This is a genomic window from Actinoallomurus sp. NPDC052274, assembly GCF_040679475.1.
In the GTDB taxonomy this organism is placed as follows: Bacteria; Actinomycetota; Actinomycetes; order Streptosporangiales; family Streptosporangiaceae; genus Actinoallomurus; species Actinoallomurus liliacearum.
In genome coordinates this window covers 19,007-40,442 of sequence record NZ_JBFAUT010000061.1, presented here as the reverse complement: position 1 = coordinate 40,442, position 21,436 = coordinate 19,007, and the positions used below count along the sequence as shown (strand labels likewise).

14 protein-coding genes are annotated in these 21,436 nt (G+C 72.9%); 4 read left to right on the top strand and 10 right to left on the bottom strand.

What is annotated here, in order from left to right:
* Window positions 1–249 precede the first annotated feature (249 nt).
* Both AB0K82_RS36275 and AB0K82_RS36270 read left to right on the top strand, forming a co-directional pair.
* The gene (locus AB0K82_RS36275) at window positions 250–1,488 is read left to right on the top strand and encodes an FxsB family cyclophane-forming radical SAM/SPASM peptide maturase (protein ID WP_364405719.1); all 1,239 of its coding nucleotides are present in this window, start codon (window positions 250–252) and stop codon (window positions 1,486–1,488) included.
* Window positions 1,489–1,492: 4 nt separating this feature from the next.
* Window positions 1,493–2,821 (top strand): HEXXH motif domain-containing protein, encoded by a 1,329-nt coding sequence (locus AB0K82_RS36270; protein ID WP_364405717.1) that lies wholly within the window; start codon window positions 1,493–1,495, stop codon window positions 2,819–2,821.
* Window positions 2,822–2,851: 30 nt separating this feature from the next.
* Here AB0K82_RS36270 and fxsT read toward each other — a convergent pair whose 3' ends face one another.
* Complete coding sequence (fxsT, locus tag AB0K82_RS36265; RefSeq protein WP_364405715.1) at window positions 2,852–5,383, bottom strand: FxSxx-COOH system tetratricopeptide repeat protein; 2,532 nt, start codon at window positions 5,381–5,383, stop codon at window positions 2,852–2,854.
* Between the two features lie 356 nt (window positions 5,384–5,739).
* Here fxsT and fxsA point away from each other — a divergent pair, with 356 nt between their 5' ends.
* Window positions 5,740–5,922 carry an FxSxx-COOH cyclophane-containing RiPP peptide gene (gene fxsA / locus AB0K82_RS36260; protein ID WP_364405713.1) on the top strand — a complete coding sequence of 61 codons (183 nt, stop codon included), beginning with the start codon at window positions 5,740–5,742 and terminating at the stop codon, window positions 5,920–5,922.
* A 147-nt stretch (window positions 5,923–6,069) separates the two neighbouring features.
* A complete protein-coding gene (locus AB0K82_RS36255) occupies window positions 6,070–8,022 on the top strand; it encodes a tetratricopeptide repeat protein (RefSeq protein ID WP_364405711.1) in 1,953 nt (650 codons plus the stop codon).
* Here AB0K82_RS36255 and AB0K82_RS36250 read toward each other — a convergent pair.
* From AB0K82_RS36250 to AB0K82_RS36210, 9 genes are all read right to left on the bottom strand, one after another.
* Complete coding sequence (locus tag AB0K82_RS36250; RefSeq protein WP_364405709.1) at window positions 7,959–8,534, bottom strand: hypothetical protein; 576 nt, start codon at window positions 8,532–8,534, stop codon at window positions 7,959–7,961. The genes AB0K82_RS36255 and AB0K82_RS36250 overlap by 64 nt on opposite strands.
* 100 nt (window positions 8,535–8,634) lie before the next feature.
* Complete coding sequence (locus AB0K82_RS36245; protein WP_364405707.1) at window positions 8,635–9,309, bottom strand: response regulator; 675 nt, start codon at window positions 9,307–9,309, stop codon at window positions 8,635–8,637.
* On the bottom strand, window positions 9,306–11,813 hold the full coding sequence (locus tag AB0K82_RS36240; protein WP_364405739.1) for a DUF4118 domain-containing protein: 2,508 nt from the start codon (window positions 11,811–11,813) through the stop codon (window positions 9,306–9,308). The genes AB0K82_RS36245 and AB0K82_RS36240 overlap by 4 nt, the downstream gene beginning before the upstream one ends.
* 81 nt (window positions 11,814–11,894) lie before the next feature.
* Window positions 11,895–13,766 (bottom strand): APC family permease, encoded by a 1,872-nt coding sequence (locus AB0K82_RS36235; RefSeq protein WP_364405705.1) that lies wholly within the window; start codon window positions 13,764–13,766, stop codon window positions 11,895–11,897.
* A 41-nt stretch (window positions 13,767–13,807) separates the two neighbouring features.
* The gene (locus AB0K82_RS36230) at window positions 13,808–16,408 is read right to left on the bottom strand and encodes a DUF4118 domain-containing protein (RefSeq protein WP_364405704.1); all 2,601 of its coding nucleotides are present in this window, start codon (window positions 16,406–16,408) and stop codon (window positions 13,808–13,810) included.
* A gap of 17 nt (window positions 16,409–16,425) precedes the next feature.
* Window positions 16,426–17,349, bottom strand: coding sequence for a potassium-transporting ATPase subunit C (locus tag AB0K82_RS36225; RefSeq protein WP_364405737.1), 924 nt, complete (start codon window positions 17,347–17,349; stop codon window positions 16,426–16,428).
* Window positions 17,346–19,523 carry a potassium-transporting ATPase subunit KdpB gene (gene kdpB / locus AB0K82_RS36220; RefSeq protein WP_364405702.1) on the bottom strand — a complete coding sequence of 726 codons (2,178 nt, stop codon included), beginning with the start codon at window positions 19,521–19,523 and terminating at the stop codon, window positions 17,346–17,348. Before kdpB ends, AB0K82_RS36225 begins: the two co-directional genes overlap by 4 nt.
* Window positions 19,523–21,184 carry a potassium-transporting ATPase subunit KdpA gene (gene kdpA, locus AB0K82_RS36215; protein WP_364405700.1) on the bottom strand — a complete coding sequence of 554 codons (1,662 nt, stop codon included), beginning with the start codon at window positions 21,182–21,184 and terminating at the stop codon, window positions 19,523–19,525. The genes kdpB and kdpA overlap by 1 nt, the downstream gene beginning before the upstream one ends.
* Window positions 21,184–21,273 (bottom strand): potassium-transporting ATPase subunit F, encoded by a 90-nt coding sequence (locus AB0K82_RS36210; RefSeq protein WP_364405699.1) that lies wholly within the window; start codon window positions 21,271–21,273, stop codon window positions 21,184–21,186. Before AB0K82_RS36210 ends, kdpA begins: the two co-directional genes overlap by 1 nt.
* Window positions 21,274–21,436: the final 163 nt, after the last annotated feature.

Below are 21,436 nucleotides of genomic sequence, written 5' to 3'. Positions count from 1 at the left end.
CTTCTTAACGCTTCCCTTACACGCCCCGTCCGAGGCGGCCGCGCGAGAACCGGCGGGCGGCAGGACGGCCGCGCCCGCCCCGGGCGGCGGCCCACCGTACGCCGCCGTGCCCGCCGGGCCCACCCGGCACGACGGCTCGATCCTCGACGTGTCGTATGACACATTCTGACTACCTTTGTCGGTGTATATACCTCTCAAGGGCACGTCTCCGCGCGGCTCCGCGCCCGACTTCCGCACGGGAGATGAAGCGTGACCGTGAACCTCGGCCCGAGCGTCACGCGATCCGATCGAGAGTGGCCGGCCGGCCTCGACGTCGCCGGCCTGCGCTCCGGAGGGTGGCGGCCCATCCCGTTCCGGGAGTTCGTCCTCAAGATCCACAGCCGCTGCAACCTGGCCTGCGACTACTGCTACATGTACGAGATGGCGGACCAGAGCTGGCGGTCACGCCCGCGCCGGATGGAGCGCGCCGTCCTCGACCAGACGGCCCGGCGCATCGCCGAGCACGTCCACGCCCACGGACTCGACCGGGTCAAGCTCGTCCTCCACGGCGGCGAGCCCCTCCTCGCCGGGGCCGAGCGGCTCGCGTACGCCGTACGTGCCGTCCGTGCGGCGGTCGGCCCGGGTACCCGCGTCGACGTGCGCGTCCAGACCAACGCCCTCCGGCTGAACGCCGGCTTCCTCCGGCTGTTCGACGAACTGGACGTCGCCGTGTCGGTGAGCCTGGACGGGGACGAGGAGGCGCACGACCGGCACCGCCGCCGGACCGACGGGCGCGGCAGCCACGCCGCCGTGAAGGCGGGGCTCGCCCTGCTGACCGATGGGCCCTATCGCCACCTCTTCGCCGGGCTGCTGAGCACCATCGACCTGCGCAACCCGCCGGTACGGACCTACGAGGCGCTCCTGGCCTGGGGTCCACCGCAGATCGACTTCCTGCTGCCGCACGGCAACTGGAGCACGCCGCCGCCCGGGCGGGTGCCCGACGGCCCGGACACCCCGTACGCGGACTGGCTCATCGCCGCCTTCGACCGGTGGTACGACGCCCCCCGCCAGGAGACGCGGGTGCGGACCTTCGGCGAGATCATGCAGCTGCTGCTCGGCGGGGCCAGTACGACCGAGAGCATCGGGCTGTCCCCGGTCGCGGTGATCGTCATCGAGACCGACGGCGCGATGGAGCAGATCTCCGCGCTCAAGTCGGCGTTCCCCGGCGCCCCGGCCACCGGCCTGCACGTGGAGCGGGACTCGTTCGACGCGGCCCTCCTCCTGCCCTCGGTCGCGGCCCGGCAGATCGGGCTGGACGCGCTGGCGCCCGCCTGCCGCTCCTGCGCGGTGCGGCGCGTCTGCGGGGCCGGCCTCTACGCCCACCGGTACCGCGCCGGGGCCGGCTTCGCCAATCCGTCGGTGTACTGCCCGGACCTGTTCCGCCTCATCGCGCACATCCGCGGTCGCGTCCAGGCCGGGCTGACCGCCCGCTTCCCCGGGCGGTCCTGAGCCGATGGAGTTCGCCCGCCGCCGGCTCTCCCCGCACGATCTGGACGTGCTCGCGCACGGGTCGGGTGGCGCCCTCGTGGCGCGCTGGCTGGCCGAGGCCCAGCTCGGCAAGAGGCTGCTCCTGATCTGGGGGGTGATGGACACCGCCCGCCGGGTGGGACACGTCGAGGCGGAGCGGACGCGGCAGGCGTACCGCCTCCTGGCCGATCTGCAGCGGCGCCATCCGGAAGAGGCCGAGGCCGTCCTGGGCCACCCGGCGACGGGGGCCTGGGCGCTCGGGGTGCTGGGCGTGCTGCAGGGCGCCGAGACTCCGGGCCGCCCGCGCACCGACCCCGCCGGGCTGAGCGCGCTCGCGGCCGCGGTCATGATCAGGGCGGGCGTACGAGGCGCCGTCCGCGTGCCGGCGGCGGATGGCGCGGTCATGCTCCCGTCGCTGGGCCGCGCGGACGTCCCCGGCGATGAGGTCCTGGTCCGGTCGTCGGGTCGCGGCGCCGAGGTGACCGCGCCCGGTGTCCGGGTGACGATTCCGGCCGACCCGCGCACGGACGCGCCCGGCTGGCACGGCCTGCGGACGGTGACCGCCTCCGCGCACGGCCTCACGATCCGCGCGGTGCTCGACGACCTGGACGCCTGGCGCCTGCCGGGCGCCATGGTCGGCGACCGGCTCGGCGGAGCCGAGGTCGCCGAGTGGCGGTCGCTGCTCGAGGAGGCGTGGGAGGTCCTGACCTGTCACCACTGGACGACCGCGACGGAGTGCCAGACGATCGTCCGGGCCCTCGTGCCCCTCCTCGCGCCGCCGAACGGTCAGCGCAGCGCGTCGTCCCGGGAGACCTTCGGCGCCGTCGGGACCTCCCGGCCCGTCGACGCCCTCGGCCTGGCGGTCACCTTCGCGCACGAGGTCCAGCACGCGAAGCTCGCGGCCGTCCTGGACACCGTCTCGTTGATCCGGCCGGACTCCGGGCGGCGCTACTACGCGCCGTGGCGGGAGGATCCACGGCCCGTCGAGGGTCTGCTGCAGGGGGCGTACGCCCACCTCGGGGTCAGCGGTTTCTGGCGGCGGCAACGCCACCATGAGCGGGGCGTGGCCGCCATGCGAGCCCACGCGCAGTTCGCGCGCTGGCGGACCGCGGCGCTGCGGGTGACCAGGACGCTCCTCGCCAGCGGCGAGCTCACCGACGAGGGGCTGGCCTTCGCGACCGGTATGCGGCGCACGCTCGAGGCGTGGGAGACCGAACCCGTGCCCGCCCCGGCGCTTCTGCGGGCTCGCCGCGAGGCGGAACAGCACCGGACCCGCTGGCGCCTGCGCAACTGCGCCGCCTCGGAGTCCGGCTGAGCGCGGCCGGCGCGGCGCGGGCCGGGCGGCTCAGATCGGCGGCGCGTCGAAGTCGAAGTCGAGCCGGTTACCGATCGCGGCGACCTGTGTGTCGGGGTGCTCGGGGCCGAGGGTCCGGTTGTACCCGAGGATCGTGGCCGCCGCGAGCGCCTCGGCCTCCTCGTCGGCGCCGGCGGCGCGCAGGTCGACCACGAGGTTCGCCGCGCAGCCCAGGGTCACGGGGTGCTCCTCGCCCAGGACCGTCTTCAGCCGGGCGAGGCTGTCGGCGCCGAGCTCACGGGCACTGTCGAACTCCCCGAGCGCGTGGCGGTCGCTGGCGAGGTTGATGGCGACCGTCAGCGGATAGTGATGGTCCTTCCCGAGCTGGGCGTGCAGGCCGGCGAGGGCCCGTTCGTTCAGCGCGCGCGCCTCCTCGGCCCTGCCGCGGACGCGGTACAGCAGCGCGAGGTTGCCCAGGCAGCCCATGTTGTAGGGGTGGTCTTCGCCGTAGACCTTCGGATAGCGGTCCACGGTGTCCTCGGCCAGCGTGAGCGCGTCGTCGATCCGCCCGATCGTCCGCAGGATGTTCGACAGGCACATCGCCGCGGCCAGGGTGTCGGGGCGGTCGGCGCCCAACTGCCGGTTGCACTTGGTGAAGATGTCCTGCGCGAGGTCGAGGGCGTCGTCGTACGCCCCGGCCCGCCGCATGGCGATCGACAGGTCCTTCCCGGTGCGCAGCGTCCAGAGGTTCTCCGCGCTGAGCTCCTGGCGCCCGAAGTCGTAGGCGTCCTCGCCGAGGAAGCGCGCCTCGACGTAGTCGCCGCACAGCCGGACCACCCGGGCGAGGCCGTTCCAGGAGGACAGGACGTTGGACTTGCTGACGCCCGTGCTGGCCTCGCTCTGCGCGTTGAACGCCGCCTCGTGCAGGTCGCGGGCCGTCTGGTAGTCGCTCAACAGGGCGTAGTCGAGCGCCAGGTTGTTCACCGTCGCGAGGGTCCGGCCGTCGCGCTCGCCGTACACCGACCGGTGCAGATCCCGTGAGGTCTCGTCGTGGCGCAACGCCTCGGCGAACTCACCGCGCGCCCGGAGGTCGGCGCCGAATCCGTTGATGAGGCCGAGCGTGGTCTCGTCCTCCGGGCCCAGCACCCGGCGCGCCTGTTCCAGAGTGTCCCTGACCAGGTCATGGGCCTGGCGGTACTCGCCGAGCTCGCGGAGGATCGTGCCGAGCCGGCGCTTGGCCACGATGATCTCGCGGGCGTCGGGATCGGAGTCGGCCTGCCAGGTCTCGAGGAACTCCTCGACGAACGCCCGGGCGTTCGCCAGGTCGCCGTAGGTGCTGAGGTAACGCACGATGTTGGTGGCGAACCTGCGGACCCGCGGATCGGCCGACTCCGCGATGCGCGCCGGCCGGACGTGCGGGACGAGTTCGGCATAGCGCGGCCAGTCGGTCTCGTTGTCCGGGTTGGCCGGCGCGGCACCCGCCAGGAGCCGCTGGACCTCCACCCGGAACTCCCGCTGCTCGTCGGCCGGCAGGGACTCGCGCAGCAGCGCCTGGATCAGCCGGTGCACCTGGATGGTCCGGCTGTCGGAGTCGATCCGGACGAGGGCGAACCGGCCGAGCATCCGGATCGCCTGGGAGCGGCGGATCGCGTTGCCCAGCACCGGGCTCAGCGCGGACTCGCCGGTGAAGGTGTTGCGCCGGAAGACGTCGAGCGGGATCGGCTCGGGGCCGAAGAAGGCGCACGCCCGCAGGAGCTGCATGGCCTCGGGAAGCTGCTGTTCGAGCTTGCTCACCGACAGCTGCCAGGCGGCGGTCATCGACGCGGGGTATTCGGAGGCGCGGATCTGGTTGAGCAGCTCGGTGGGCTGTTTGCTGAGCAGGTCGAGGTATTCGTCGGGCGCCATTCCGGTGACCGACTGCAGCGCGCCCGCCTGTTCCAGGGCGAGGGGCAGGTCGCCCAGGCTCTCGGCGAGCATCCGGGCGTCGGTCTCGCTGATCGACCGGGGCGCCCGGCGGTTGAGGAACTCGATGCTCTCGCTGCGGGTGAACACGTCGACAGCGACGGTGTCCACGACGCTCTCCCACTCCTGGTTCCGAGAGGTGATGAGCACGTGGCCGGGCCCGTCCGCGGGAACGAGCCGCAGGATGCTCTCCGGGTCGCCGGCGTTGTCGAAGATGAGCAGCCAGCGGTCGTAGGGATCGCCCCGGCGGAGGGCGTCCAGCACCGCGGCCGCGGAGTCCTCGATCCCCGCCGCCTGCGCCGACTCCAGCCCGAGCCGGGGCGCGAGACCGGCGAGCGAGGAGGGCACCAGGTCGGGCTGGTCGGCGGAGATCCACCAGACCAGGTCGTACTCGGCCTGGAAGCGGTGGGCGTACTCGATGACGACCTGGGTCTTCCCGACGCCGCCCATGCCGTGCAGCGCCTGCGGGATGACGGCGGTGACGCGGTTCGTCAGGCCCTTGTGCAGGTTGTCCAGCATCCCCTGGCGACCGGTGAAGTTCTTGTTGCGCGGCGGGATCTTGCCCCACACCTGGGGCACGCGTCCGGCCGTACGCCGCCTGCCCACGTTCTCGGATTCCACGCGCCGCCTCCGCCGCCACTATGCACTTCGAATTACGGGGTCATCTAAACACTCATTACCCCGAGACGCACGAGGCCAATGCCGGGACCCCGGAGATGATGTCCACTTTTGCGGTGAACGTTCCCTAACACCCATTGCGCACACGGCGCGCAGTTGATCACTATTCTGCCAATATTGGGCATCCTAAAAAAGCGAATGGTCACGGCCCCGTCGCCCGAGAACCGATCGACATCCCCACGTCCGGGGTGTAAGAGTTAGGCGACAGGGAGAGACATGAACCCCGGAGGCCGGATTGCGGGCGCGTCTTCGGGGAATGCCTCAGTTGCGACTGCCAGGGACGGGCCAGGGAGCGCCGCATGCGCGACGACACGACGACGCCGAGTCATGATCCGGCTCCCGACGAGGGATTGATCGACCTCACCGGCTTCGACCTCGGCGATCTGGACGCCGCCGACGGTTCATGCCTGGCCGAGGCGCTCCGGCACCTGGTCGACGCACAGTCGCGAGGGACCGAGGCCGTCGCCGGGTTCCAGGAGTGAGGCGTGTCCGCCACGAACGCCTTTCGGCTGCCCGCCGCCCAGGCGCCGTCGCCGGGCGACGTGTTCCGTGATCATCGGTGACGGCAGGGGGATCACCGTGAGACCGCCCTCGCATCCGATCGGCCGGGTCTCATGATGATCGAGACGATGACGCCCCCGGTGAGCGGGCCGCCCTATGTGGGACCGCGTGCGTTCACCACGGCCGACGCGCCCCGATTCTTCGGCCGTGAGGCGGCGTCCCACCGGCTGGCCGAGCTGTGGCGGAAGCATCGGCTGACCGTCCTGCACGGGCCGTCGGGATCCGGCCGGACCTCGTTGATCGAGGCCGGGGCGCGGCCCCTCCTGCCCTCCGCCGAGGCCGAGATCCTGCCGACCGGGCGGCTGTCCTACGGCTCGGTCTTCCCGGCGGCGGCCCTGCCCGAGCACAACCCCTACACCCTGGCGCTCCTGTCGTCCTGGTCGCCGGCCGAGCCGGCCAGCCGCCTCGCGGGATGGTCGGTCGCCGACTTCCTGACCCGGCGGCCGCAGCGCACCGACGTTCTCGGCCGCCGGATTCCCCTCCTCGCCGTCATCGATCAGGCCGAGGAACTCGTCGCCGGGCCGCCGCACGCGCCCGAACGGGAGCGCGCCCGGCGCTCCTTCGCGGACGAACTGGCCGAGGCGCTGGACGAACACCACCACCTGCGGCTGCTGCTGTCCGTCCGCGACGGGTCCCTGCCCGACCTGGAACCGTACGAACGCACCCTCGGCGACGGTGAGGTCGCCCGGCTCCGGCTGACCCCGTTCGACGCCGAGGCCGCGCTGGAGGCCGTTCGCGGGCCGCTCACGAGGACGGCGCGGTCGTTCGCCCCCGGCGCCGCCGAGGCGCTCATCGACGATCTGCGCGCGGGAACCCCCGTCGTGGAGCCCGCGTTCGCGCAGATCGTGTGCGAGCGGCTGTGGCGATCGCTGCCGCCGCAGGCCGGGGCCATCACCGCCGAGGCGGTTCAGACGCACGGCACGGCCGCGCTGACCGGCTACGTCGCGCGGGCCCTCGCCGACGTCGCCGAGCAGTACGACGTGCCGGTCGGCGGCCTCCGATCCTGGATGCAGCGCACCTTCGCCGGCCCGGACCGGGATCCCGCCCCGAACCCGCCGCAGATGCCCCCGGCGGTGTTGCGCGCGCTCGAGGATCTCCACCTGATCAGGTCGGAGCGCTCGGGCGGAGAGCTCCGTTACGAGCTTCAGCATCCCCGGCTGGTCGCACCGCTCGGTCAGATGATCGACACTCGTCCGAGCGCCTCCGGGCCGGCCGAGCGGCTGCGCGCCGCGACGCGCGCCCTGGCGAGCGGCGAGTTCGCGCGGGCCGAGCGCCAGGCGGTGACCGCCGTACGCCTCGGGGCCAAGTCCGATCTGCGGCTGCGCGCGGAGGCCGAGTCCCTGCTCGGCAACGTCGCGCACGGCAGGGGGCTGCGGAAGGAGGCGGAGACGCACTACCAGACGGCCGCCTCCCTGTTCGAGGCCCGCCAGGACCGCGCCGCCGTCGGCCGGCTGCTCGCCGCCATCGGCCAGATCCGGCTGGCGGACGGCCGTGGCGCGGAGGCCCTCGAAGAGCTGCACGCCGCCGCCGAGCGCCTTCCCACGGACCTCACCGTGCAGGCCGAACTCGCCCGGGCGCTGTGGGAGCTCGGACAGACCCGGGCGGCGATCACCGTCCTGGACGCCGTGCTGTCGGCCGAGGGCGACGCACCGGAGATCCTCCGGACGCGGGGCGAGTTCCTGGCCGACCTCGGCGACGCCGACGCGGCCCTGCGCGACCTCGACCGCCTGCGGCGCCTTCCGCCGGGCGCCCGCGCGGCGCGCGCGCTCGCACTCGCCACGCTGGGACGGTTCGACGCGGCGCGGCAGGAGATCGACGCCGCCCTGGAGGAGGCCCCCGACAGCGGCCCGGTGCTGCTGTGCGCCGCGCGGGTCGCGGGTCTGCGCGGGGCCGGCGACTCGGCCGCGGACCTCGCCCGGCGCGCGGAGGCCGCACGGGACCCCGCCCTGCCACGGCATCAGCGGCGGGTCGTCCGCCGTATCCTCGCCCACCGGCCGGACGATCCGCGCTCGGCCGGGTGACGATCGCCGAGATCGGCGTCGATCGCCCGGTACATCTCCGCGAGCCTCGCGTCGAACGCGGCGAAGTCGAACGGCGCCCTGATCTCCCCGATCAGGAATTTCTTCTCGGGCCCGGGGTCGTACTTCAACTCGGCGTGCCTGGCGGCGAACGCCGCGAGGGCGGTCGCGGCGGCGGCGAGCGCGCGGGCGGCCTCGGCCGTTTCGCCCGGAGCGAGGACCGCCACCTGCGCGGCCCGCTGCCCCACCGTGCGCACGTGCTCATCGATGGCGGCGAGCTTGACGTCGAGGTCGCGCCAGGACCGCTGACCGGCCAGCTCGAGCTGGACGCGGAGCTGTGTCGCCGGCCCGAGGAGCTCGCCGTACGCGGCCTGCCGTGCCTCTAGAGCATGCCGCCTGCGGTCCCGCTCGGCCTGGACGGACTCCCGCCGGACGGTGCCCCACAGCGTCACCGCGACCCCTCCGACCGTGCCCCCGGCCGTGATCAACGAGGCCAGCGTGGAACCGTCGGGCATGACGGCAGTCTGACACCTCGCCGGCCCGCCGTTGACCCCTTATGCCACACAGGAGAGGTTCCTCCCCAGCCTCCCGCGTCGCTCGTCGCCCGTACCGGGGTCAGTGTTCGAAGCGGTAGCCCATGCCCGGTTCGGTGATCAGGTGGCGGGGGCGGGACGGGTCCCGCTCCAGCTTGCGGCGGAGCTGGGCGAGGTAGACGCGCAGGTAGCCGGTCTCGTTCTCGTACGCCGGGCCCCAGACCTCGCGGAGCAGCTGCTGCTGGCTGACCAGGCGTCCCGCGTTGCGTACGAGCACCTCCAGGACGTGCCACTCGGTCGGGGTGAGGCGGACGTCCGCGCCGTCGCGGCCGACCTTCTTGGCGGCCAGGTCGACGGTGAAGTCGTCGGTGACGATGACGGCCGCCTCCTCGGCGGGAGCGGCCCGGCGCACGGCGGCGCGCAGCCGGGCCAGCAGTTCGTCCATGCCGAACGGCTTGGTCACGTAGTCGTCCGCGCCGACGTCGAGCGTCTCGACCTTCTCCTCGGACGCGTGCCGCGCGGACAGCACGATGATCGGCACGCTCGTCCAGCCGCGCAGGCCCTTGATCACCTCGGCACCCTCCATGTCGGGCAGGCCGAGGTCGAGGACGACGACGTCGGGGCGGCGACGGGCGGCCAGGTCCAGCGCGGTACGCCCGTCGGGCGCGGAGTCGACCTCATAGCCCCGGGCCCGCAGGTTGATCCGCAGCGCGCGGACGATCTGCGGCTCGTCGTCCACCACGAGTACCCGTGTCACGTCTGCTCCTCGCCTTCCCGTGCCGTGCGTCCGGTCGGCAGCGAGAAGACCATGGTCAGCCCGCCGCCGGGTGTGTCCTCGGCCCGCAGCTCGCCGCCGATGGCCTCGGCGAAGCCGCGCGCCACCGCGAGGCCCAGGCCGACCCCGCTCCCCCGCGGCCGGTCGCCGAGCCGCTGGAACGGCTCGAACATACGGGGCTTGGCGGAGTCGGGGACGCCCGGCCCGCGGTCGGCGACCCGCAGCTCCACCATCCCGTGGTGCTCGCTGGCGGTCACCCGGACGGGCTCCGGGCCGCCGTGCCGTACGGCGTTCTCCACGACGTTGGCCAAAGACCGTTCGAGGAGTCCCGGGTCGGCGACGACCGGCGGCAGGTCCTCCGGTACCTCGATCTTGACCTGGTCTCCGGGGACGTTCGCCAGCGCCGGCTGGATCACCTCGTCGAGGGCGACCGGGTGGGCGAGCGGGTTGACGACGCCGGTCTGCAGGCGGCTCATGTCCAGGAGGTTGGCGACCAGGCGGTCGAGGCGGTCGGCCGACTCCTCGATCGTGGCCAGGAGCTCGGCCTCGTCCTCGGGGTCCCAGCGCACGTCCGGCGAGCGAAGGCTGCCGACGCTCGCCTTGATCGAGGCCAGGGGCGTCCGCAGGTCGTGGGACACGGCGGCGAGCAGGGCGGTACGGATCCGGTTGCCCTCGGCGAGCCGCCGGGCCTCCTTGGCCTCCTCGGCGAGGCGCCGGCGGTCGAGCGCGGCCGCCGCCTGGTAGGCGAACGCCGCGAGGATGCGCCGGTCGGCGGCGGGCAGCACCCGGCCGTCCAGCGCGAGGGTCACGGTGTCGCCGGCCTGGACGGTGACGTCGGCGTCCCCCGGCCGGGCGCACGGCTCCCGGCCCGCGAACGCCATGCAGGCCCAGTCGTCGCCGGAGCGCTCGAGAAGGCTCACCGACGACAGCCCGAACGTCTCCCTGACGCGTTCGAGCAGCTGGGGCAGGGCGTCCTCGCCGCGGAGCACGCTGGTGGCGAGCATGCTCAGCGTCGTCGCCTCCGACCGCGCCCGCGCCGCCTGGGCGCTGCGCCGGGCCGCGAGGTCGACCACGGTGGAGACCGCCACGGCCACGGCCACGAACACCAGGAGGGCCAGGGCGTTCTCCAGGTGGGCCACGGTGAGGGTGTGCACCGGAGGCGTGAAGAACCAGTTGAGCAGCAGGAACCCGGCGACGGCGGCCACGATCGCCGGCCACAGCCCGCCGACGAGCGCCACGCCGACCGCGATCGTCAGGAAGAACAGCAGCTCGGTGGGGAGCCCGAAGTGCCCGTCGACCGCCAGCAGCCCGGTGAGCGCCGGCGGGCCGAGCAGCGCGAGCAGCCAGCCGGCCGTCCGCCGACGGCGGCCCAGCGACGTCGGCGGGGCGGCCGCCCACCCCCGGCCCTTGCCGGCGTAGTCGTGGGGGACGATGTGCACGTCCACGTCGCCGGACGCCCGGGCGACGGTCGCGCCGACGCCGGGCCCGAAGACGTACTGCCAGCCGCTGCGGCGGCTCGATCCGAGCACGATCTGGGTCGCGTTCGCGGCGCGGGCGAAGTCGATCAGCGCCTTGGGCACGTCGGCGCCGGTGACCTGGTGGTAGGAGCCGCCCAGGCCCTCGACGAGGGCGCGCTGGCGGGCGAGGGCCTCCGGCGACCCGTCGGCGAGGCCTTCGGCCCGTGCGACGTGCACGGCGACCAGGTCGGCCCGGCCCGCGCGGGCGGCGACGCGGGCGGCCCGGCGGATCAGCGTGTCGCCCTCCGGTCCGCCGGTCAGCGCGACGACGATCCGCTCCCGCGCCTCCCAGGTCTCGGTGATGCCCTTCTCGTCCCGGTAGCGGGCGAGCGCGTCGTCGACCCGGTCGGCGACCCAGAGCAGGGCCAGCTCGCGCAGTGCCGTCAGGTTGCCGACGCGGAAGTAGTCGGCCAGCGCCGCGTCGACCTGCTCGGCGTCGTAGACGTTGCCGTGGGCGAGACGGCGGCGCAGCGACTCCGGCGCCATGTCGACGAGCTGGATCTGGTCGGCCCGCCGGACGACCTCGTCGGGCACGGTCTCGCGGGGCCGTACGCCCGTGATGCGCTCGACGACGTCCGTCAGCGACTCCAGGTGCTGGACGTTGACGGTGGACACGACGTCGATGCCCGCCTCGAGGAGCTCCTCCACGTCCCGCCAGCGCTTGACGTTGCGGGATCCGGGGACGTTGGTGTGCGCCAGCTCGTCGACCAGCGCGACCTCGGGGCGGCGCGCGAGGATCGCGTCGACGTCCATCTCGTCGCGGTCCCCGTCCCCCTGGGCGAGCCGGCGGAGGGGGACGGCCTCCAGACCGTCGAGCAGCGCCGCCGTACGGGACCGGTCGTACGTCTCGACGTACCCCACGACGAGGTCCACGCCGCGCGCCAGGCGCCGGTGCGCCTCGTCGAGCATGGCGTACGTCTTACCCACCCCGGGCGCGGCACCGAGGTAGATCTTGAGCCTGCCCCGCATCGCCATACTGATTCACCCCCTTCCTGCATTGTGTCCTGTATGCCGCGCATCGAGACGCGGAGCCGGATCCCGTGCGGATGATCAGTGCGGCGTGCGCGCGTCCGGCATCCGGACGATCTGGCGGGCCTCGTCGCCCGGAACGTGCGTCTGCCGGGGGCCCAGCCGGAAGCGCAGCCGGCAGACGACGACGTCGGTGTCGCGGCGCAGCGCGTGGGCCAGCACCGCGCCACGCTGGTTCTGCAGGACGCGTTGCCACACGTGCGCCGGCTCCACCTCGGGGATGAGGACGAAGACGTGCGGTTCGCCGACTCCGCGGACGTACTCGACGATGGGCTCGACGAGACGCCGGTGCGGGTCGTTCAGCAGGACGAGATCGGCGTCCGGGGCCCAGCGGTGCCAGGCCTCGACGAAGCGCATGGTGTCCTCGGGTTCGTCGGGATGGGCCACGTGCACCGCGACGACGCGCTCGCCGAGCGAGAACGCGGCCGACAGCGCCTCGTACGTCAACCGGTCGACGCCCTCGACCGGGACGAGCACCACCGCGCGACGGCGGCGGGGCCGGGCGGGCGTACGGTTCAGCTCCAGGCGCTCCCCGATCCGGCCGTACGCCCGATGGACGCGGGACATGAGCAGCACGATGAGCGGCAGGGCGACGACGATCAGCCAGCCGCCCTCGGTGAACTTGGTGGCGGCCACGACGACGGCGGCGATCCCGGTGAGCAGGGCGCCCAGTCCGTTGAGGGCGGCGCGCGGCCGCCAGCCGCGCGGCCGGTCGAGCCACCAGTGCCGCACCATCCCCGCCTGGGACAGGGTGAAGCCGACGAACACCCCGATCGCGAACAGCGGCACCAGCGTGTTCATGTCGCCGGCGGTCCCGATGAGCAGCAGCGCGGCGGTCCCGGCGAGGAACAGGATGCCGTATCGGTGAACCTGCCGCTCGGCGCGCAGGGCGAACAGATGCGGCAGGTTGTTGTCCTTGGCCAGGAGACGGGCCAGGACCGGCATGCCGCCGAAGGAGGTGTTGGCGGCCAGGGCCAGCAGCAGCACGGTCGCGAACTGGACGACGTAGTACCCGACGCCGTGGCCGAACGACCCGGCGGTGACCTGCGACAGGATCGTGACGCCGCGGACCGGGCGGATGTGGAACCGGCCGATCAGGGTGGCGATGCCGATCAGCATGAGGCCGAGGGTCGCGCCGAGCGCCACCTCGGCGCGCTGCGCTCTTCTCACCCGCGGCCTGCGGAAGGACGGCACCGCGTTGGCGATCGCCTCCACGCCCGTCAGCGCGGCGCAGCCGTTCGCGAAAGCGCGCAGCAGCAGGAGCGTGCCCACGGTCCTCAGCGTTCCGGCCTGCGCGCCGGCGTGCGCCACGACGACGGGGTGGTCCCGGAACAGGCCGACGACGATCACGGCGACGATCGACAGGACGAACACGACGGTGGGCGCGATCAGGAGCCGGGCGCTGTGCGCGATCCCCCGCAGGTTGACCGCCGTGATCGCGACCAGGACGGCGAGGCAGAGTCCGGGGGTGTACGGGTGGAGCGCCGGGAACGCCGAGGTCAGCGCCGCCACCCCCGCCGCGATCGACACGGCGACGTTGAGGACGTAGTCGACGATCAGCGAGGCACCCGCGACGAGGGACGTACGCCGGCCGAGGTACGCCCTGGACACGCCGTACGCCCCGCCGCCCTGGGGGAAGGCGGCGATGACCTGGCGGTAGGAGATCGTGAGCACTGCCAGCAGCCCGGCGATCGCCAGCGTCACCGGCAGGGTGTAGCCGAGGGCCGTCCCGCCCGCGGCGGCCAGCACGATGACGATGGCCTCCGGGCCGTACGCCACCGAGGACATGGCGTCGAGCGAGAGGGCCGCGAGCCCGCCGGTGACCGAGAGCCGGTCGCGCTCTTCGCGGTGGGCGCCCGGCGCCCGCGATCCGTCGGCTCCGTCGCGTGTCACGGGACCGCCGCTCGCGGGTCCTGGTGTTCTCCTGCCGCGGGTCATGAGGACCGCCGCTCGCGGACCGCGTCGACGTGCGCCGTCAGCGCCGGGTCGGCCAGGTCGGGCCGGAACACGGGGAGCGAGACGATCATCGTGAGGCCGCCGCCGGGAGTGTCCTCGGGGACCAGGGCGCCGTCCATGGCCTCCACCAGCCCGCGCGACAGGGCCAGCCCGAGGCCGAGACCGACGCCGGCCTCGCGGTCGCCGACGCGCTGGAAGGGCTGGAAGATCCGGTCTCGGTCGGACTCGGGGACGCCGGGTCCGCGGTCGATGACCCGCACCTCGACGTGGCCCGCGTGGGCGCTGGCCGTGACCAGCACCGGCTCGCCCGGAGGACTGTGGTGCATCGCGTTGGACAGCAGGTTGACCAGCACGCGTTCGAGCAGGACGGGGTCGGCCAGCAGCTCGGGCAGCGCGTCCGGCGCCTGGAACCGCACGCCGGGCGCGCCCGCCTCGTCGGCCGCGTACTGAACGATCTCCCGGACCGCGACGGGCTCCCGGTGCACGCCCAGCGCACCGGACTGCAGGCGGCTCATGTCGAGGAGGTTGGCGACGAGGTGGTCGAGCCGTACGAGGGACTCGTCGGCGGTGGCCAGGAGCTCGGCGCGCTCCTGCTCGGACCAGGTGACGTCGTCGGTGCGCAGGCTCTCCACCGCGGCCTTCGCGGACGCCAGGGGGGACCGCAGGTCGTGGCCGACCGCCGTGAGCAGCGCGGTCCGGAGCCGGTCGGCCTCGGCCAGCGGACGGACCTGCTCGGCCTCCTCGGCGAGGCGCTGCTGGCGCAGCGCGACGGCGGCCTGCGCGGCGAACGCCTCGAGCACCCGCCGGTCGGCCGCCGACGGCGTACGGCCGCGCAGGACGAGGGCCAGATCCTCGTCCACGGGGATGTCGGCGTCGCCGTCGTCGGGGCTGCACGCCGGTTCGTCGCCGACGGCGGCGACCACCCGCCAGCACTCCGGGTCGCGCTGCCGGACCGGGGTCAGCGGTGCCTCCGGCCGCCGCTCCAGCAGGCTCACCGCGATGAGGCCGAACGTCACCCGCAGACGCTGCAGCAGGTGGCTCAGCGCGTCCACGCGGGCGCCGCCCCAGCCGCGGAGGACGCTGCCCGCCAGATCGGACAGCAGTTCGGCGTCGGCGTGCGCGCGGGCCGCCTCCCGGGTGCGCCGGGCGGCGATCTCGACCACGACGCTGACCGCGATCCCCACCACCACATAGCAGACGAGGGCGAGGACGTTCTCGTGCTGCGCGATCGTGAACCGGTACAGCGGCGGGGTGAAGTAGTAGTTGAGCAGCAGTGAGCCGATCACCGCGGCGAACAGCGCGGGTTGGATGCCGCCGACCAGCGCGACCGTGACGACCGCGACGAGGAAGACGAGGATGTCGCTGGGCAGCGAGAGCTGGTGGCGCAGGTTCGCCAGCAGCAGGGTCAGCAGGGGCAGGCCCGCGGCGACCAGGAGGAAGCCGATGGCGTGGCGGCGCCGGGTCAGCCCGCCGGCGCGGCGGGCCGCCGACCGGGGCCGGTTCACCTCCTCGTGGGTGACCATGTGGACGTCGATCGGCCCGGACAGCGCGGTGGTGGTGACGCCGACGCCCCGGGACAGCAGTTGGGCGAACCGGCCGCGCCGGGAGGCCCCGAGGACGAGCTGGGTGGCGTTCACGCCCCGGGCGAAGTCCAGCAGGGCCTGCGGGATGTCGTCGCCGACGACCTGGTGGTAGGTGCCTCCCAGGCTCTCGACCAGGGCCCGCTGGCGGGCCAGGTGCCCGGGGCCGGCGCCGGCCAGCCCGTCGCCGGTCGTGACGTGCACGGCGAACAGGTCCGCGCCCTTGGCCCGGTCGGCGATCCGCGCCGCGCGGCGGATGAGCGTGTCGCCCTCGGGGCCGCCGGTCAGCGCGACGACGACGCGTTCGCGCGCCTCCCAGGTCGTCTGGATGTCGTGGTCGGCGCGGTACCGGTCGAGCTGGTCGTCCACCTTGTCGGCCAGCCACAGCAGCGCCAGCTCGCGCAGCGCGGTGAGGTTGCCGATCCGGAAGTAGTTGCCCAGCGCCGCGTCGATCTTCTCGGGGGCGTAGACGTTGCCGTGCGCCATCCGGCGGCGCAGCGCCTCGGCCGTCATGTCGACCAGCTCGACCTGGTCGGCCCGCCGGACGACCTCGTCCGGCAGCGTCTCGCGCTGAGGGACGCCGGTGATCTCCTCGACGACGTCGTTGACCGAGTCGAGGTGCTGGACGTTCACCGTCGTGACCACGTCGATGCCGGCCTCGAGGATCTCCTCGACGTCCTGCCAGCGCTTCGCGTTCCGGGTGCCGGGCACGTTGGTGTGGGCGAGCTCGTCGATCAGGGCGACCTTCGGGGCGCGGGCGATCACCGCGTCGGTGTCCAGCTCGGTGAAGGTCGTCCCCCGGTACTCCACCGTCTGCCGGGGGACGATCTCCAGACCGTCGAGGAGCTCGATCGTGCGGGGCCGGCCGTGGCACTCGACGAAGCCGACCACCACGTCGGTTCCGCGTCCCTTCCGCCGGCGGCCCTCGCCGAGCATGGCGTACGTCTTGCCCACCCCCGGGGCCGCGCCGAGGTAGACGCGCAGCCGGCCGCGTGCCATGCCCGTCACCTCCCCTCTCACCCGCGGTACGGGTACTTCTGGTCGAGCTCGACGTTGAGCCGCAGGACGTTCACCCGGGGCTCGCCGAGGATGCCGAGCGTCCGGCCGTCCTCGTTGTCCCGGATGGCGGCGAGGACCTGGGCCGTGGCGACGCCGCGCGCCCTGGCGACCCTGGGGGCCTGCAGGCGCGCGTACGCCGGGGAGATGTGCGGGTCCAGGCCGCTTCCACTGGCGGTGACGGCGTCCGCGGGCACCGCCGGCCGGGCGGGGGCGTCGCCGCGCACCGGCACGATCTCGCCCGTCGCGTAGTCCTCGCCCGCCTCGGCGCACTCGACGCGCACGCCCTCGTACGAGGCGACGAACGGCCGGGACACGACTCCGCACTGCTCGTTGACGCTGACGACGCGGGTCGGCCGGGTCACGCGGCCGGCCCGGTCGCGCGGGCCGATGACCGACAGGACCGCGCCGACGCCGCCGGGCGTGCAGTACGGGCGGGCGCCGCTGACGCCCTCGAGCTCGCCGACCGCCTTGCTGCGGGCGCAGACCTGGGTCAGCAGGGAGTCCCGCGCGGTCTTGGCGGCGATCTCCTTCGCCTTGTCGGCCGGGTTCCGCGGGAGGGTGTCGACGACGTCCTCGGGGCCGAGGTTGCTCGCGCCGGTGGAGGTGGGGTCGTAGCCGGCCCCGGCGTTGGACGGCCGGCTCTGGACGTACTGCCGCAGCGGGTTCCCGCCCGGGTCGGTGAAGGCCTGGCCGATGAGGCGGCTGCCGACGACCCGGCCGGCCAGTTCGATCTTCGAACCCTCGGCCCGGCCGTGCAGGCCGGGAAGGAACGTGACGGCCCACACCGCGAGCGGGTAGACGACGCCGGTGATCACGGTCAGGACCAGCAGGGCACGGATCGCGGCGAGATGGCGACGGATCAGACTTGGCAGGCGCATCAGGACATCCCTGGAAGGAACTGAATGAGCAGATCGACGAGCTTGATGCCGACGAACGGCGCGACGATGCCGCCCAGCCCGTAGACGTACAGGTTGCGGGACAGCAGCTTGGAGGCGCTCGACGGGCGGTACTTCACGCCGCGCAGGGCGAGGGGGATCAGCGCGACGATGATGATCGCGTTGAAGATGACGGCGGACAGGATCGCCGACTGCGGGCTGTGCAGCCGCATGACGTTGAGCCGGTCCAGGCCCGGGTAGAGCGCCGCGAACATCGCGGGGATGATCGCGAAGTACTTGGCGATGTCGTTGGCGATCGAGAAGGTGGTCAGCGCACCGCGGGTGATCAGCAGTTGCTTGCCGATCTCGACGATCTCGATGAGCTTCGTCGGGTTGGAGTCCAGGTCGACCATGTTGCCGGCCTCCTTGGCGGCCGAGGTGCCGGTGTTCATCGCCACCCCGACGTCGGCCTGGGCGAGCGCCGGCGCGTCGTTCGTGCCGTCGCCGGTCATCGCGACGAGCCGGCCGCCCTCCTGTTCCTTCTTGATCAGCGCCATCTTGTCCTCGGGCCTGGCCTCGGCGAGGAAGTCGTCCACGCCGGCCTCCTCGGCGATGGCCCGGGCCGTCAGCGGGTTGTCCCCCGTGATCATCACGGTGCGGATGCCCATCCGGCGCATCGCGGCGAAGCGCTCGCGCATGCCCGCCTTGACGACGTCCTTCAGGTGGATCACGCCGAGCACCCGGGCGCTGTCCGCCCCCGCGCCCCGGACCACCTCACCGACGACCAGGGGCGTGCCGCCACCGGCGGAGATGCCGTCCACGATGTGGGCGATCTCGGTCGCCGGGTGACCGTCGTGCTCGAGCACCCAGGAGAGGACCGCCGCGGCCGCGCCCTTGCGCAGGTGACGCGTACGGCCGGCGGCGCCGTCGAGGTCGACGCCGGACATGCGGGTCTGGGCGGTGAACTCGATCCACCGCGCGCGGGACAGCTCGCCCGGCGAGCGCTCCCGCAGCCCGTACGCGGTCTTGGCGAAGACCACGATCGAGCGGCCCTCCGGCGTCTCGTCGGCGAGGCTCGACAGCTGCGCCGCGTCCGCGAGCTCCTGTTCGGTCACGCCGTCCATCGGGATGAACGCCGCGGCCTGCCGGTTGCCGAGCGTGATCGTGCCGGTCTTGTCCAGCAGCAGCGTGTCGACGTCCCCGGCCGCCTCGACCGCGCGGCCGCTCATCGCGAGGACGTTGCGCTGCACGAGCCGGTCCATGCCGGCGATGCCGATGGCGGACAGCAACGCGCCGATCGTCGTGGGGATCAGGCAGACGAGCAGGGAGACCATGACGATGCCGGTGACGCCGTGGGCGCCCAGCGCGAGCGAGTCCGGCACGCCCGGCCGGTTGGCCTTGGCGAAGATCGCCAGCGGTTGCAGGGTGGCGACGGCCATCACGAAGATGATCGTCAGCGAGGCCAGCAGGATGTTGAGGGCGATCTCATTCGGGGTCTTCTGCCGGTTCGCCCCCTCGACCAGGGCGATCATCTTGTCGATGAAGCTCTCGCCGGGCCTCTGGGTGATCTTGACGATGATCCGGTCGGACAGCACCTTGGTGCCGCCGGTGACCGCGGACCGGTCGCCGCCGGACTCGCGGATGACCGGCGCCGACTCGCCGGTGATCGCCGACTCGTCGACACTGGCGATCCCCTCGACGACGTCCCCGTCGCCCGGGATGATCTGCCCAGCCTCGACGATGACGTGGTCGCCCTGCCGCAGCGCGGGTGCGGGCACCGCCTCCTCCCGCTCCGGCCCGCCGGGCGCCCAGTCGACCAGGCGGCGGGCCATCGTGTCGGTCTTGGCGCGGCGGAGCGATTCGGCCTGGGCCTTGCCCCGGCCCTCGGCCACCGCCTCGGCCAGGTTGGCGAAGATCACCGTCAGCCAGAGCCACGCGACGATCAGCCAGGAGAACCAGCTCGGCCGGGCCACGGCGAGCACGGTGCTCCACACCGCCCCGATCTCGACGATGAACATGACGGGGTTGCGCCACATCGTGCGCGGGTCCAGTTTCCGGACCGCGTCCGGCAGCGACCTGAGCAACTGTCCCGGGTCCAGCAGGCCGCCCTGCACCCTGCCCGGCGCGGGCACCGGCGTCTCAGGCGCCGTCCGGGGCGCGTCGGCGAGTCGTGCGGGCATCAGTGGACTCCTTCGGCCAGCGGCCCGAGGGCGAGTGCGGGGAGGAAGGTCAGGGCGACGAGCACGACCGTCACGCCGGCGACCATGCCGACGAACTGCGGGCGGTGGGTGGGGAGCGTGCCCTCCGACGCGGGGGTGCGGCCCTGGCGCGCGAGGGAACCGGCCAGCGCGAGGACGAAGATCATCGGCAGGAAGCGGCCGAACGCCATCGCCAGGCCCAGCGCGGTGTCGTAGAAGGGGCTGTTCGCCGTGAGACCCGCGAACGCCGATCCGTTGTTGTTCGACGCCGAGGTGAAGGCGTACAGCACCTCCGACAGCCCGTGCGCGCCGCAGTTCAGCATGCCCCCGCGGCCCCACGTTCCGGCCATCGCCGCCGCGGTGCCGGCCAGGACGCAGATCGGCGTGATGAGGAAGTACGCGGCCGCGAACTTGATCTCCCGGCTGCCGATCTTCTTGCCGAGGTACTCGGGCGTGCGGCCGACCATCAGCCCGGCGACGAACACCGTGATCACGGCGAGGATCAGCATGCCGTACAGGCCCGAGCCCGTCCCGCCGGGCGCGACCTCGCCCAGCATCATGTTGAACATCGTCATCATGCCGCCGAGGCTGGTGTAGGAGTCGTGGAAGGAGTTCACCGCGCCGGTCGAGGTCAGCGTGGTGGCGTCCGCGAACGTCGCCGAGTTCGCCACCCCGAACCGCGTCTCCACGCCCTCCATCGACGCACCGATCGCCGTCGGCACCGTTCCGTGGTGGGACAGTTGGAAGAACGAGAGCAGCGTGACGCTGATGACGGCGAGCGTCGCCATCACCGCGACGATCGCGTAGCCCTGCTTGTTACTGCCGACCATCCGGCCGAACGTCCGGGGCAGGCTGAAGGCGATCATCAGCAGCAGGAAGATCTCCAGCCAGTTCGTCCATACCGTGGGGTTCTCGAACGGGTGGGCGGAATTGGCGTTGTAGAAGCCGCCGCCGTTGGTGCCGAGTTCCTTGATGACCTCCTGACTCGCGACCGGGCCCCCGGTGATCGACTGCTTCGCGCCGGCGAGCGTCTGGATCGTGTGCGGGTCGTGGAAGTTCTGCACCGCGCCGCCGGCCACCAGGATGATCGCGGCGACGAAGGCGATGGGCAGCAGGATCCGCAGGATGCCGCGGACCAGGTCCACCCAGAAGTTGCCGAGATGCTCGGTGCGGTGACGGGCGAAGCCGCGTACGAGGGCCATCGCCACGGCCATGCCGACGGCGGCGGACACGAAGTTCTGCACCGCGAGGCCCGCCATCTGCACCAGGTGACCCATGGTCGACTCACCGGAGTAGGACTGCCAGTTCGTGTTGGTCACGAAGCTGACCGCGGTGTTCCACGCCTGATGCGCCACCACCGGCCGGAACCCCAGGCTCAGCAGCAGATGGTTCTGCAGCCGCTGCAGGCCGTACAGGAACAGCACCGACACCGCCGAGAACGCCAGCACGCTCCGCGCGTACGAGGCCCAGGTCTGCTCGGCCTCCGGATGGACGCCGACCAGCCGGTAGACCACCCGCTCGACCCGCGAGTGCCGCGTACCGGTGTAGACCCGGTACATGTAGTTCCCCAGCGGCCGGTAGACCACGGCGAGGGCGAGCACGAGGGATCCGGTGAACAGGACCCCCGCGACCGTCGTACTCATCAAAAACGCTCCGGGAAAAGCAGGGCGGCCACCAGGAAGACGGACACGAGCACGGCCAGGATCAGCCCGACCAGGTTGTCCAGGCTCACAACCGCTCGACCGCCTTCACGACCAGGCCGAACAGGGCGAAGATCGCCACCGTCAGCAGCACGTACACCAGGTCAGCCATTGCCCCGTTCCTCCGTCGCTGCGATCCACGCGGAGGGTTTCAGGCGTGTCATCACGTCCGCCTCCGGCGTGCCGGACCTCCGA